Annotated in this window: 14 protein-coding genes; all 14 read right to left on the bottom strand. The window is 35.8% G+C overall.

Going from position 1 to position 13,391, the window contains the following annotated elements:
• Positions 1–29: 29 nt before the first annotated feature.
• The 14 genes from H7U22_RS11290 to H7U22_RS11225 all read right to left on the bottom strand — a co-directional run bounded on the left by H7U22_RS11290 (position 30) and on the right by H7U22_RS11225 (position 13,275).
• Positions 30–1,439, bottom strand: a complete 1,410-nt coding sequence (locus tag H7U22_RS11290) for a lytic transglycosylase domain-containing protein (RefSeq protein ID WP_187071466.1) — start codon at positions 1,437–1,439, stop codon at positions 30–32.
• Positions 1,440–1,562: 123 nt separating this feature from the next.
• Positions 1,563–2,981: an Asp-tRNA(Asn)/Glu-tRNA(Gln) amidotransferase subunit GatA gene (gatA, locus tag H7U22_RS11285; protein ID WP_187071465.1), complete on the bottom strand. Its 1,419-nt coding sequence runs from the start codon at positions 2,979–2,981 to the stop codon at positions 1,563–1,565.
• An 18-nt stretch (positions 2,982–2,999) separates the two neighbouring features.
• Entirely contained in the window at positions 3,000–3,200 is a 201-nt protein-coding gene (locus H7U22_RS11280; RefSeq protein ID WP_029287719.1) for a Sec-independent protein translocase subunit TatA/TatB, read from the bottom strand.
• Between the two features lie 12 nt (positions 3,201–3,212).
• The gene (locus H7U22_RS23400) at positions 3,213–3,578 is read right to left on the bottom strand and encodes a Sec-independent protein translocase subunit TatA/TatB (RefSeq protein WP_187071464.1); all 366 of its coding nucleotides are present in this window, start codon (positions 3,576–3,578) and stop codon (positions 3,213–3,215) included.
• Between the two features lie 45 nt (positions 3,579–3,623).
• Positions 3,624–4,925: a murein hydrolase activator EnvC family protein gene (locus H7U22_RS11270; protein ID WP_187071463.1), complete on the bottom strand. Its 1,302-nt coding sequence runs from the start codon at positions 4,923–4,925 to the stop codon at positions 3,624–3,626.
• Positions 4,926–5,349: 424 nt separating this feature from the next.
• Positions 5,350–6,141: a DUF4292 domain-containing protein gene (locus H7U22_RS11265; RefSeq protein WP_187071462.1), complete on the bottom strand. Its 792-nt coding sequence runs from the start codon at positions 6,139–6,141 to the stop codon at positions 5,350–5,352.
• A complete protein-coding gene (locus H7U22_RS11260) occupies positions 6,119–7,810 on the bottom strand; it encodes a tetratricopeptide repeat protein (RefSeq protein WP_187071461.1) in 1,692 nt (563 codons plus the stop codon). Before H7U22_RS11260 ends, H7U22_RS11265 begins: the two co-directional genes overlap by 23 nt.
• Before the next feature lie 88 nt (positions 7,811–7,898).
• Positions 7,899–8,333: a dUTP diphosphatase gene (gene dut, locus H7U22_RS11255; protein ID WP_187071460.1), complete on the bottom strand. Its 435-nt coding sequence runs from the start codon at positions 8,331–8,333 to the stop codon at positions 7,899–7,901.
• Between the two features lie 42 nt (positions 8,334–8,375).
• On the bottom strand, positions 8,376–9,863 hold the full coding sequence (locus H7U22_RS11250) for a lipopolysaccharide biosynthesis protein (protein ID WP_248284728.1): 1,488 nt from the start codon (positions 9,861–9,863) through the stop codon (positions 8,376–8,378).
• A gap of 145 nt (positions 9,864–10,008) precedes the next feature.
• Positions 10,009–10,281, bottom strand: coding sequence for an acylphosphatase (locus H7U22_RS11245; protein ID WP_187071459.1), 273 nt, complete (start codon positions 10,279–10,281; stop codon positions 10,009–10,011).
• Positions 10,282–10,312: 31 nt separating this feature from the next.
• On the bottom strand, positions 10,313–10,705 hold the full coding sequence (locus tag H7U22_RS11240) for a hypothetical protein (RefSeq protein WP_187071458.1): 393 nt from the start codon (positions 10,703–10,705) through the stop codon (positions 10,313–10,315).
• A gap of 3 nt (positions 10,706–10,708) precedes the next feature.
• On the bottom strand, positions 10,709–11,671 hold the full coding sequence (locus tag H7U22_RS11235; RefSeq protein WP_222621849.1) for an NAD(P)H-dependent flavin oxidoreductase: 963 nt from the start codon (positions 11,669–11,671) through the stop codon (positions 10,709–10,711).
• Complete coding sequence (locus H7U22_RS11230; protein WP_187071457.1) at positions 11,662–11,802, bottom strand: hypothetical protein; 141 nt, start codon at positions 11,800–11,802, stop codon at positions 11,662–11,664. Before H7U22_RS11230 ends, H7U22_RS11235 begins: the two co-directional genes overlap by 10 nt.
• A 306-nt stretch (positions 11,803–12,108) precedes the next feature.
• Positions 12,109–13,275 carry an amidohydrolase family protein gene (locus H7U22_RS11225; protein WP_187071456.1) on the bottom strand — a complete coding sequence of 389 codons (1,167 nt, stop codon included), beginning with the start codon at positions 13,273–13,275 and terminating at the stop codon, positions 12,109–12,111.
• Positions 13,276–13,391: the final 116 nt, after the last annotated feature.

The raw sequence follows: 13,391 nt of genomic DNA, 5'->3' as shown, positions 1-13,391 counted from the left end.
ACCTAAAATATGTTATGAAAAAGTAATTCCTACCCCTTACTTATTTTCAATACCATGCCCGGCTGTAAACCTGCTTTTGCCAATCTATTATCTCTTTTAATGCTCTGAACTGTTGCACCATTAAATTTTTCGGCAATTTCTGAAAGCGTATCCCCCATTTTTACAGTATAATTTGAAAAAGATGCCGGAGCCTTTAAGCGATTGTAATTTTTAGTATAAATTTTAAGTTTCTGCCCAGGAACAATTGTTTTGCTCTTAAGTCCGTTCCAAACTTTTAAATCCTGAACTTCAACACCATATTTATCTGCTACTGTATTAAGGCTTTGGCCAGAAGTTACTTTGTGATAAACAATATTAGAATTGGGAGCGCTTGAGAAAGCAACTTTTTTCTTACGTAAATCGCGAACATCATCTGTACTGGCTTGAATAATTCTCATGTCCATATCAGCGCCAGAATTGTTCAACACATCATAAACTGCGGCATAATCAAAATCTTTAAGTTTAGGCATCACAATCCGTTTCGGGAGTTCGTCCGTACCATTTACAATTTTCTTCTTATAAGATGGATTTAAAGCAAACAAAATTGATTCTTCTACATTTAACGCTTTTGCCAATGTAGATAAAGAGATAAATTTATTAACCTGAACAGTATCTGTTTTTAAAAAGAGGTTACAAGCCTGAGCCGTGATTTGATGTTTTCCAGAATAATTCATTACATAAACTGCAGCAATAAATGCAGGCACATAGTTTCGGGTTTCTTTAGGGAGAAACTGTCTAATCTCCCAAAAATCTCTCGATCCTGCTTTGTCAATGGCTCGGTTAACATTTCCTTTACCACAATTATAGGCTGCAATGGCCAATAACCAATCGCCCAGCTCTTCAAAGGCATCTCTAAAGTAAGCCGCTGCTGCATAACTGGCTTGAATGGGATCTTTTCGTTCATCAACAAAATTATCCATTTTTAAACCATAGGCTTTTCCAGTGCCAAACATAAATTGCCAAATTCCGGTTGCGCCAACTCTAGAAATGGCATGTGGATTCATCTGAGATTCTACAATGGTTAGATATTTTATTTCTGTTGGAAGGTTATAATCTTTCAGAGCCTTATCAAAAATCGGGAAATAATAGCTGGAGAGTCCGATCATTTTACCAAACATATCTTTTCGTTTGGCGTAAATATCTATATACTGCTGAACGTACTCGTTGTAAGGCAATGGAATGGTTTTTACAATCGAATCGAGCCTAAGTTTATAGATATAATTTTGCCCCATTAACAATGGGTTTTCATAAATAAGAGGAACAGCTACCGTATCTGTATTAACGAAAATGTTGTTCTGAACTTTGGAAATGCTATCGGTTTTGATTGTTTGTTGCGCAGATGCGGAAGAAATGAATCCTGTAAAAGCACAAATTGAAGTAAAAAGTAATTTTTTAATCATGGGCTATTTGGTTTATTCTCGTCAACCATAATCTGTATCATTACAAATCATTATCGATTTTCGTATGTTGAAACACGAATCGAGGTTAACGAAATTAATAACACAGCTCAACCGAGCTAATGCCTATTTTAAAAATGCCTGAGAAAAAGCCAGAAGCTTACCTTCCTCAAAATGTTTGGCTGTAAACTGAATACTTAACGGCAAACCTGCACTATTATTGCCTAATGGCAACGCGATAGCTGGATTACCACTTAGTGATGGGAGAACTGTAAAAATATCGGCCATATACATTACCAAAGGATCTTGCATGTTATCGCCAATTTTAAATGCTGGGGTTGGTGCCACAGGCGATAAAATTAAATCGTAATCCTGAAACAAAGCGTCTAATTTTTCTTTAATTAATCTCCGTACTTGTTGCGCTTTTTGATAATAAGCATCATAATATCCTGCGCTTAAAACAAAGGTTCCTAAAAGGATTCTTCGTTTTACTTCTTCTCCAAAACCTTCAGCACGAGATTTTTTATACAATTCGTTAAGCGATTTTGCCTCTGTATTTCTATGTCCATAGTGCACACCATCATATCTAGATAGATTTGAGGAAGCTTCTGCCGTAGTTAAAATATAATAAGCCGGAACGAGGTAATCTAAAAGATCGAAAGACACATATTCTACTGTATGGCCTTGTTCTTTTAGGTTTTCGATTGATTGTAAAATGGCCATTTTAATTTCGGGATCGAGCGCATCGCTTTCCATCGTTTCTTTTAAAACAGCAATTTTTTGTTTTTCATTCGTTTCTAAGTGAGCTGGGTAATCCGGAACTTCTAGCGGAGATACCGTAGAATCATTTTCATCAGCGCCTGCCAAAACCTGCAAAAGTAAGGCAGCATCTTCAACAGATGAAGTGATCGGCCCAACTTGATCGAAAGAAGAAGCATAGGCAATTACGCCATATCTAGAAATACGACCATAAGTTGGCTTTAACCCAATTTGCCCACAAAACGCAGCGGGTTGCCTAACAGATCCACCTGTATCGGTTCCCAATGCAGATAAACACATATCGGCTTGAACGGCAACTGCCGAACCACCAGATGAGCCTCCTGGAACAAGTTCTGCATTCGCAGCATTTTTTGCCGGACCGAAATACGAAGTCTCATTAGAGCCACCCATTGCAAATTCATCACAGTTTAAACGACCGATAATCACGGCATCTTCCTGTAATAAACGTTTAACAACTGTAGATGAATAAGGCGATACAAAACCATCAAGCATTTTTGATGATGCCGTAACCACATGATCCTTATAACAGATATTATCTTTAATACCAATTACCATGCCCGCAAGTTTCCCCGCTGTACCTTGTTCTATCTTTTGCTGTACCGCTTGAGCCTGAACTTCTGCCGAATAAAAAAACACCTCGTTGAATGCATTGAGGTGTTTGTTATCTTCAATTTGCTTAAAATAATAAGCCAATAAATTGGGTAGAGTTAACTGCTTTTGCGAAATGAGCGTTTGTATCTCTTTAAGAGAGCTGTATTTCTTCAAAACTAAAATTTATTGCAATTAAACGGTTTTATCGCGGTTAGAAGGATCTACTTGTTCCCCATCAACCCCGTCTTTACCATCTTTAAATTCTTTAACACCTTTACCTAAACCACGCATAAGTTCAGGAATTTTTTTACCACCAAATAATAAAAGTACCACTACCGCAATAATGATTATTTCTGGTGTTCCAAGCATTGCTGCTATTGTTGTATTTAACATAACTTTTTTTGATTAAACTTTTTGACTGTCAGTTACTGTTTTTTCATCTATGGGAGTGCTAACTGAGGGATGTGGTGGTGTATTTACACCGTGTTCTACTTTCTCATCAACCGAAGGTTCTTCTGTTGGGTGATGGCGTTCATTACTATTGGTTACGGCTTGTTCTTCTTCTTTATCTATATCCATAGCATTAATATTTCTATGAATTTCACGCTTCACACCATCAGATGCGTCTTTAAACTCTCTGATTCCTTTTCCTAAGCCTCGTGCTAATTCTGGCAATTTTTTACCACCAAATAACAAAAGAACTACTACTAAAATGAGTACGATCTCTGATCCACCCATGTTTAAAAATTCTAATAACGTGCCTTGATACATCACTAATCTATTTTATACAAATATAACATTTAAAACTGTGTTCTTTTATTTACTAATCCAAGCCTCGGGGTTTAAAGTAGATTGACCTCTTCTAATCTGAAACTTCAAAATTGCATCATCTCCAGTATTTGCAACAACACCAATTGCTTGTTTTGTGTCTACATTGCTACCCGTAGTTACAGATACGTTTCTTAAATTCTGGTAAACCGTAATATATTCACCATGAATAATAATCACAACTCCTCTACCTTGAATATATTGAACTGTTAATACTTTTCCAGCAAAAACCGCTCTAACTGTAGCACCATCATTAGTAGTAATATCTACACCATCGTTTGTGTAGCTCGCCAAATCAACTTTATGCGACCCATATCTTTCAGTAATACTTCCCGTTGCAACTGGCCATGGCAATCTGCCTCTATTGTTTTCAAAACCAGCAGATAATCTAGCGGCTTCCGGGGTTGCTGTTAATAACTCTCCAGTTGTTTTTTCTTTTGTAGAAACGGTCGGTGCCTTAGGTATTGGCCTGTTCTCCGCTTTTGCTTTTGCCTCCGCAGCTCTAGCTTCTGCGGCTGCTTTTGCGGCAGCGATACGTGCTTCTTCGGCAGCTTTTCTTCTTGCTTCTTCTATTGCACGTTGAATTGCTGCAGCAATTGCTCTGTCTATTTGAGCCTGCTGTTTCTTTCTGGTATTAATATCTTGCTTAAACTGTTTCTCCTGTTTGCTTAATTTATTTAAGGCAACAGATTGTTCGTTTTTATCTTTACCTAAACGCTCTTTTTCTCGCTCTTGATCTTTTAAGAGATTACTTTTTTCTCTTAAAGTTTGATCTAATACTTTTATTTTACCATTTAAATCCTGTTGGGTATTTTCTATATAACCCGCCTGTTTTTTACGATATTGGCTAAACTGCTGTAAATATTTAATGCGTTTATAAGCTTGATTAAAATCTTTTGCAGCAAATATGAACATCATCTTATCATAAGAGTTTCTGTTGCGTTGCGCAAACCTAATCATGCCCGCATATTCCTTTTTAAGATCGCCTAACTGACCTTGCAACGTATGTACGGTATTCGTGTTCTTTGAGATTTGGTTATCTAGATTTTTTATTTCAGAATTGATGGTCCCAATCTTATCCTGACGCAACCTAATTTGAGTATTTATAGTGTTAATCTGCTGTAGGGTAAGTTTTTTACCACTTGCAGTTTTGTTTAAATTTTTTTGGAGCTGCTCAATTTCGCGTTGGATTGCCTCTTTTTTCCGCTTTAATTCATTTGCGGTTTGAGCCGAAGCCGTTAGAGCGAACGAAAAGAAAATTAGTGTAAATACAAGTTTTTGTAGCTTCATTAAGCCAAAAGTATAAAAATTTTACAGTAAAATATATTAAAAAGAAGATACAGAACCTCTAAATCCTTATTACATAACCTTCTTCACTTAATCTTCATAGTAAGCGAGAACAATTCTTGCAGTTAAAATTTACACCGTTCTATTTTATGAAAAGCAAATTTCTTTGGTTATAGCTCGCTATCCTCCCGCCCTTCAATCCAAATCCTCGCCTCGTGCCTCGGCTGTGGGTTTTCCTTTACGGTCGGGTTTAGGTGGCGCAAATAGGAGTACTATTATTGGTTAATAAACCCGACAATAGCGGTAATACTTTTTACCAAATTCCCGTTAGGGGATTTAGGGTAAAAAGATTATAGCGGATGGCGGGGCTAAACATTCCAATGAAATACCGAACCTAGCTTTTCTAATAAATAATAGCTTATAAAATTTATTTAATTACTGTATATCTCTTTGGTACAGTAAACGGAAAATCGACCGGAACATTGCCATCAATTTTTACAAACTGTAAATTGATATTAATTTTTTTTGCACCAGAAAGTGTATTGATCTGTAAAGCGCCAGGAAATAAAAATTCGTTTAATTTTTGATAGTCTGTATAGGTAACTTTTAGTGCCTGCCCAGCTTTTGAATCGTTTAAATTCGTTTCAGAAATCTTATATAAAGTATTAAACAAGAACTTATAATCTAAGGTTTCTCTATTACCAGAAACTGTCCAAACACCATTTTCTTGCTTAAGTGTAGATTTTTCATTCAAAAATTCATCAACAGCATTCCCAGTTAAAATGGCTTGAAGCGTGTTAAAATTAACCTGTTTGTTGGTAAAGGTATAAATGTAGCTGAATGGTTTTTTAGTGTATTCGCTTTTTAGCTTATTCATTATTTTAATACTATCTGGCGTAATTAAAGCTCTTGCAACCTCTGCCAAGCCGCCCAAAGCGGTAATACTTACCCAAATGGTTTCCTTATCTTTCATTTTAAAGTTCATGGCAACATCATTGGCATCGCCAGAAATATCTAAGGTAGCCTTAGCTTTTAAAGAAAGTGTATTAAATTTAAGTTGCTTGCCATTTAATAAAGTCAAGGCCTCTGCTTTTGAATTATCCGTTTTAACATCGGGCTTGGTTGGTGGGGCAACCACAATTTCCTTTTTTGGTTTACAAGCGGATAAAGAAGCTACTGCAACGAGAACTAAAATGCTATTTAAAATATTTCTTTTCATTTATTTTTTTATTTAATAATTCAGAGCCGTTTCCAGCTTCCTTGGCCTTTTGCCACTGGATTACAGCTTCGTTTTTATCGCCCTTCATGTAAAGGATGTCGCCATAACGTTCCAAGTAAACACCATTCTTACTGCTATTGTTTTGCAAGGCTTTTTCTATCCAAGTTTTGGCCAAATCGTACTTTTGCTGTTTAAATAAAATGAAGGCATAAGTATCGGTAACGGATGGATTATTGGGCAGGGCATTCGCTGCAGTTTCCGAATACTTGGCCGCTTTATCCAAATCATCATTTTTCAATGCTAAGTAAAAAGCATAATTATTCATAATCAAATAATTATCAGGCTCCACGCTTATGGCTTTTTCGAAAGCTATTTTGGCCGAAGCAAAATTATTTTGGTTAATGTAAATATCGCCTTGCAACGCATAAACTTGCGCTTGCAAACTCTTGTTTTCGACATCTAACTGCAAGGCACTTTTTAAATTTGTTTGTGCAGACTCATATTTACCTGTTTTAAATTGCGCATAGGCCATGTAATAATAAAGGCCGGCCTGATTGGGATAAATGGTCAACGCTTCTTCTCCAACCTTAATGGCTTCATCATAATGCCCCAACAAAGTTTGAATATTAATTACCTGCTCCCAAACGATATAAACTTGCTCGCTTTGTTTTAATGCGAGTTGATACTGAACCAACGCTTCGTTCAGTTTATTTTGCTGATAGAGAACATCTCCATAAAGCGCCAATGCTTTTGCCGAACTTGGGTTTTTCTCTGCAACAATCTTACTTAAATCTGTTACATTTTTGCCAACAATCGGCTGATCCAACTTTGGGAATAATGCTGCGATTATTTTTACCTTTTCATCCAGTGGCATTTCTGCACTTTCGAAAGCTTGTTTGAGGGAGGAGAAAGCCGCATCATCATTCTTTTGCTTGCGGTAAATATCGGCCAAGCCTAAATTAACCTCAAAATTATTGGGTTCGAGTTGCTGTGCTTTTATCAATACTTTAAGTGCTTCTACATCGTTGCCTTTTTGGAGCAATAATCCTGCTGCGTATAGATAATTTTTTACGTCGGCTTGATTGCCTTCCAAAAGTTTTACAATATCGCTATCGGTAGCATTTCCGTTTTGCTGAAACCGTTGCTTGGCTTTTGATAAATCTCTAGACGCTCCAAACTTGGCTTCAATCTCATCGTAAGTTTTCTTCGAAGCTTCAATTTGTCCTGATAAGAATTGGGCATTTGCTTTATCGAAATAATAAGAATCGTTATCTGGCTGTAAGCGAGTTAGCTGACTAAATACATCAATCAGCTCAGGCATTTTATTGGTTCGCTTGTAAATTTCGCCCAGTAACCTCCAATACCATTGGTTATCGGGATTTAACTTAACCGCTTGCTTTATATTTTGCTCAGCTTCGGGCAATTTATCTTGACGGAGATTGGCATTTGCCAATTCGAAAAGCGCTGCATGATTATTTGGATCGAGCGATATGATTTTAGAAAAACTAGTTGAGGCAACGGCGTAATTCTCCGTCATTTTTTCGCGAAGGCCAGCAAAAAAAAGTTGCTTTACCATATTGCTATCCCGATTGGTTGGCAATGGTTTTACCTGACCCAAAGCGGATACACTTAAAAAAAGCACTACAAGAAAAACATATATTCTAATCATATTCTATTAATGAATGAGTGATGTATTAATGAATGGAAAACTTTTAAAGCGTTTCGCAAGTTCAAAATTCGATCATTCAATTCTATATTTATCCTTTCCCTGTGTGGCCGTAACCACCTTCCCCTCTTGTTGTTTCATTTAATTCATCAACGGCTTTCCAGCTCACCGTTTCGTGTTTCGCAACCACCATTTGCGCAATTCGATCTCCATTAACAATTTTGAAATCCGTATCCGATAAATTTACCAATAAAACTTTTATTTCGCCACGATAATCAGCATCAATTGTTCCAGGAGAATTTACAATGCTAATGCCGTATTTGTAAGCCAAACCACTTCTTGGCCTAATCTGCGCTTCATAACCAATTGGCAATTCTATAAACAAACCTGTTGGAATTAGTAACCTTTGCAGAGGTTTCAAAACAATTTCTTCGGTAATTGATGCTCTTAAATCCATCCCAGCTGCATGAGCAGTTTCATATTGAGGCAAAGGATGCTCGGATTTATTGATGATTTTTATTTCCATATCACGAATGAGTGAATTTTGAATGAGTGGATGAACGAATGGTTAGCGCTTTAAAATCTTCATCAAATCTTTTTTCTCGAAATAAGCGATCCCCAAAATGAAGGCGATTAGCATTGCATTGCCAATATAGATATTTCTATTAAACAAGAAAAAAGAAGAGAAAACGATTACCGTTGAAACAATTATGTACGCTAAAATCTTTTTAAGGTTGTAAGGAATTGGGTAATATTTTTGACCGAGGATGTAAGAAATAATCGTCATTGTTGCGTAAGCAGCCATTGAAACCCATGCCGAGCCCATATATCCATATTTTGGAATCAACAACATGTTAAACACGATTGTGATAAAAGCACCAACAAGGGATATGTAAAGACCAAACCTGGTTTGATCGGATAAACGATACCAAACAGAAAGGTTCATATAAATCCCTAAACAAACGTAGCCCAATAAAAGATAAGGCACAGCAGGTAAGCCAACCCAATATTCTGCTCTATGGGCTGCATCCCTACTAATAAACAATTTAAGTATTTCGATATTTGCAACCAAAGCAACAAACAAAATAGCCAATGCAATTACAAAATATTGGAGAATAGCAGCATAGGTTTGTTTGGCGTTTGCATTTTTAGCATGACTGAAGAAGAATGGTTCGGCACCCAATCTGAATGCAGTATTAAAAATACTCATAAAGATGGCGATTTTACAAACTGCTCCATAAATACCAACTTGAACTTCTGTAGAATATTTATCTAAAAGAATTTTGTCTAAATTTTCATTGATAATGAAAGATAGGTTAGCAACCAAAACTGGCCAGCTGTAAGAAAGCATCGTCATAAACATTGCCTTATCAAACTTTAACTGCAGTTTAAGAAACTCCGGAATAAGCAATAAAAAAGTAATTAAGCTTGCAGCAAGATTCGCAAGAAACACATAACCAATCCATTTTTCGCGAAAAAAACTAACAAAGAAATGAGCTGTCGGCCAGTTATGTTTTATAATTGCTGGCACAACATAAATAAAGAATAAGCTGAAACAAACGTAACTAAGTATGTTAATAAACTTAAGCAAACTATAACGAAAAGGTTTTCCATCTGCCCTTAGTTTGGCAAAAGGAATGATACAAATTGCATCAAAAAACAACAACCATAAAAAATACTGAACATATCGCCGTTGATCTTGAAACTGAGACATATTATTATTTAATAACCATTTGGTAATTGGATCAGTAAAAACTAAACCTGTAATTAGAAATAATACTGATATGAAGGCAATTACCAAAAAAGAATTATTATATACCTGTTGCTTTTTATTCTCATGCTTATTTAGATAACGGAAAAAAGTGGTTTCCATACCAAATGCGAGTACAGCATTTATTAGAGATGCGTAGCTATACATCTTGGTAAAAATACCATAAGCTGCCGCTGCATAAGTCCGGGTAAATATTGGCGTTAAAATAAAATTCAATAAACGTGATAGTATGGTACTAATACCGTAAACCATCGTTTGCCCAAGAAATTTTTTATATACAGACAATTGATTTTAGATTTTAGAGTTCAGATTTTAGAGTTGAAGTTGCTACACTTATCTCTAAAATTAAAACCGATTTATATAAACAATTTGAGCAATTTGACCTTTAGGTTTTCAATCATAATTCAATAATCTAAAATTGTCAATTCCTTTACTTTTTTAAGATTTCAAAATTACGATAGTTTTTCACTTCGCCTTCGGTAAAGCTTACATTTTCTACACGAGAACGGTCTGGCCCTTCATTGCACCAGTTTACAAATTCTTCTAAAAACATTTCATCGGCCTCTGCCTCGATATAAACCGAACCGTCCTTTTCGTTTCTAACAAAACCTTGAACCATCATTTGATTGGCAATAATTTTTGTGGTTTCTCTAAAGCCAACCCCTTGAACTTTTCCTGTAATCGTAATATTAAGGTGTTTCATAATTAGGCAAAGTTAATTTTTTTGATTGATGTTAAGCTTGCTTTTTAAATTCATGTCGCCCAAATGAAACCAACCCAAAAGCAATTGCAAATATTAAATATATAGCCGTTGGAACTATTAAAATAGTATTTGTAGGATATTTGGAGAAATATTTTGCGAGGGTTATTCCACCAGTTACAAAATGTAAAAAGTTGCCGAGCGAAACGGGTTTGCTGTAAATTCCACCGATTAGATTGGCTCTTGCTGTCCAATTTAATAACGTAAAGCCCAAATATAGTGCGCCAAGTATTTGAATAATCAGTTCAAATATTTCCGATTCTTCCAGCCTGAAATAGATTAAAATCTCACTGGCCGCAAAAGTACAAACCAGGCCTATCAAGCCTAGAAAAATACTACTGGCAATCATTAAATATTTAGTATTCATATATTAATATTCTTTAAAATTTAAATTGGACAAATTATTTTTCTCTAAAATAAACTCTGCCCAAATTTCTTCTAAAATCTGCTTGGCAGGTTTTATTTCTTTTAGCATGGCTGAGATTTGCCCAATTTCGAGTTCACCATTTTCCATATCGCCCTCGAACATACCAAGTTTAGCTCTTGCTTTACCTAATAATTCCATTAATTGGATTCGATTTGCACCTTCAGCTTCAGCTTGAGAAACAGCATCGGCAAATTCATTTTTCAATAACCGAACAGGAACCAATTTTTTCATCGCCAATTTTGTATCACCCTCAACAGAAGAGATAATTTTGTTTTTGAATGCCGAATGAGCGGATGATTCTTCTGCAACAGCAAATGCAGAACCAATTTGAACCGCATCGGCACCTAAAGCAAAAGCGGCCAACATCGATTTTCCACTTCCTATTCCGCCGGCAGCAATTACAGGAATATTCACCGTATTTTTTATCATCGGAATTAGGCACATCGTTGTGGTTTCCTCTCGCCCGTTGTGTCCGCCGGCCTCAAAACCTTCGGCAACAACCGCATCAACACCAGCTTCTTGTGCTTTTAATGCGAATTTGGTATTTGCAATTACATGCACTACAATAATTCCGTTTGCTTTTAAAAAGCTTGTCCAAGTTGCCGGATTGCCTGCTGATGTGAAAACAATTTTAACTTGTTCTTGAATTACAATATCAATAACTTCTTCAACATTTGGATATAACAATGGAATGTTAACTCCGAAGGGTTTATTGGTTGCAAGTTTGCATTTTTGAATGTGTTCTCTTAAAACATTTGGATACATCGAACCTGCACCAATGATCCCTAAACCACTAGCATTAGAAACAGCTGATGCCAACTTCCAACCGCTACACCAAACCATTCCGGCTTGAATGATAGGATATTTTATATTTAAGAGTTTACAGATTGGGTTTTTTATTTCCATAAAGATTCATTTTGCCAATGAGGTTTTATTCCTAATGCTTTTGGATCTACACTTGTGTATTTCTCTAACAAATCTAACAACTGAATTTTCAGATTATTCTGTGGCTGAATAATATTTAGTAAGTATTTCATGCAACACAAGTGGATAATCTTTATGTTTTGTTCTATGATAACCAGCCAAGCGATAATAACTAATATGAGAGAGAAAATGAAAGGCTGAGTCAGAATCGGTGATTACCAAACCTCTATTTATCAGTTGAACTATTTGTTCGTCTATTGCGAGTGACTGCTTATTGTACATAAAAAACAAAAAGCTTATAAAACAAAAGACACGCCCTGGGACGCTGTTCTTAAGGGTAGCGTGGCGTGTACTGTTAATATAAATGTATATAAATTCATTTAATAAACTTACATCTTTATTCATTAATTAGAAAGTCATTAAAATAGCTTCACCACTTCATCACTCTCAATTAAAAAATCGTCAGATAATTGAATGAGATTTAAACCTGGTTTTTTACCAATTTCTATCGTTCCCAACTGATGCTCTAGATTTAAAAATTCAGCTCCATTTACAGTGGCCCACTTCAAAAGTTTCTCGAAAGGCACTTCCTTTTTTTGTTGCAAAGTTTTCATTTCTGACAAAATATTCAGTTGATGATTACTCGCCAAGCTGTCCGTACCTAAGGTAATTTTAACTTTTCGCTCCATTAGCAAATCTACATTAGGCAAATTATTTTCAATGTATAAATTGGCTTGCGGACAAAGACACCAATATAAATCTGAATGGTTTTGTTTCGCAAATTCTATATCAGCTTTGCTCGAAACTGTATTGTGAACCAACAGCGTTTTTTGCTTTTTGATAAATGGCAACCAAGTTTGTAATGAAGTTTTACCAGTTGGCTCGAAAAAAGAAATGTCCAGCCCAAGAAATTTATACAGATCTAAAAAGCCTCCTGTTTTACTTTCGAAAAATGAATTTTCATCAGTCGTTTCCTGATTGTGAATGCTTATAAATGTATTGTTATTTTGTGCTTCTTCATTTATTAAAGTAAAAAGTTCCTTCGAAACAGAATATGGTGCATGCGGAACAACAGATGCTGACAAGGGTAAAAAATCATTTTTAATTCCAATTGCATAGTCCATAATGGCATTTGCTCTTTCTGGATTAAATCCCATCGCTTCGACAAAAGTGTGGTAATAAATTTTACTTGTTGCTTTGATTGCCTTTGATGCAATATGATTAGAAATATCCCCGATAGCTACAATCCCATTATCGAACATTTCCTCATCAGCCATTTGCATAGCTAAATTAATCTGCTCCACATCACTTTGTCGGTTTTTAATAATGCTTTGCACAAACTCTACCAAACCTGTTTTCTCTGGAATTTGTCCCATCAGGTGCGACAATTCTAAGTGGCAATGGGTATTGATAAAACCCGGAACAATTGCACCCTTATACTTTTCAACCTCAAAATCTAAGTTAACTGTCTCTATTTCAGTCAATACTTGATTTATTTCTCCATTCGGATGAACAGCAACTACTCCATTTTTAATTGGGGCACTAGAAACGGGGAAAATCCAGTCGGCTGAAAAGTATTTTAACATAAGGCGAATTTAAGATTTTAGATTTACGATTTGTGGTGAAGCGAAGAAGTAAATGCTTTGGAGAAATTTTAGATTTTCGAGTACAATCTAAAATCGTCAATCTACAATTGTAAATT

The organism is Pedobacter fastidiosus (assembly GCF_014306625.1).
Lineage (GTDB): Bacteria > Bacteroidota > Bacteroidia > Sphingobacteriales > Sphingobacteriaceae > Pedobacter > Pedobacter fastidiosus.
Note: the sequence above shows the minus strand (reverse complement) of the source record. Positions and strands in the feature narration are given on the sequence as shown.

Excerpts from the sequence above, each read along its gene's own strand:
- H7U22_RS11290 (WP_187071466.1), bottom strand. The coding sequence starts at position 1,439 with ATGATTAAAAAATTACTTTTTACTTCAATTTGTGCTTTTACAGGATTC.
- H7U22_RS23400 (WP_187071464.1), bottom strand. The coding sequence starts at position 3,578 with ATGTATCAAGGCACGTTATTAGAATTTTTAAACATGGGTGGATCAGAG.
- H7U22_RS11225 (WP_187071456.1), bottom strand. The coding sequence starts at position 13,275 with ATGTTAAAATACTTTTCAGCCGACTGGATTTTCCCCGTTTCTAGTGCC.
- H7U22_RS11235 (WP_222621849.1), bottom strand. The coding sequence starts at position 11,671 with ATGGAAATAAAAAACCCAATCTGTAAACTCTTAAATATAAAATATCCT.
- H7U22_RS11270 (WP_187071463.1), bottom strand. The coding sequence starts at position 4,925 with ATGAAGCTACAAAAACTTGTATTTACACTAATTTTCTTTTCGTTCGCT.
- H7U22_RS11280 (WP_029287719.1), bottom strand. The coding sequence starts at position 3,200 with ATGTTAAATACAACAATAGCAGCAATGCTTGGAACACCAGAAATAATC.
- dut (WP_187071460.1), bottom strand. The coding sequence starts at position 8,333 with ATGGAAATAAAAATCATCAATAAATCCGAGCATCCTTTGCCTCAATAT.
- H7U22_RS11230 (WP_187071457.1), bottom strand. The coding sequence starts at position 11,802 with ATGAAATACTTACTAAATATTATTCAGCCACAGAATAATCTGAAAATT.
- H7U22_RS11260 (WP_187071461.1), bottom strand. The coding sequence starts at position 7,810 with ATGATTAGAATATATGTTTTTCTTGTAGTGCTTTTTTTAAGTGTATCC.
- H7U22_RS11245 (WP_187071459.1), bottom strand. The coding sequence starts at position 10,281 with ATGAAACACCTTAATATTACGATTACAGGAAAAGTTCAAGGGGTTGGC.
- H7U22_RS11240 (WP_187071458.1), bottom strand. The coding sequence starts at position 10,705 with ATGAATACTAAATATTTAATGATTGCCAGTAGTATTTTTCTAGGCTTG.
- H7U22_RS11265 (WP_187071462.1), bottom strand. The coding sequence starts at position 6,141 with ATGAAAAGAAATATTTTAAATAGCATTTTAGTTCTCGTTGCAGTAGCT.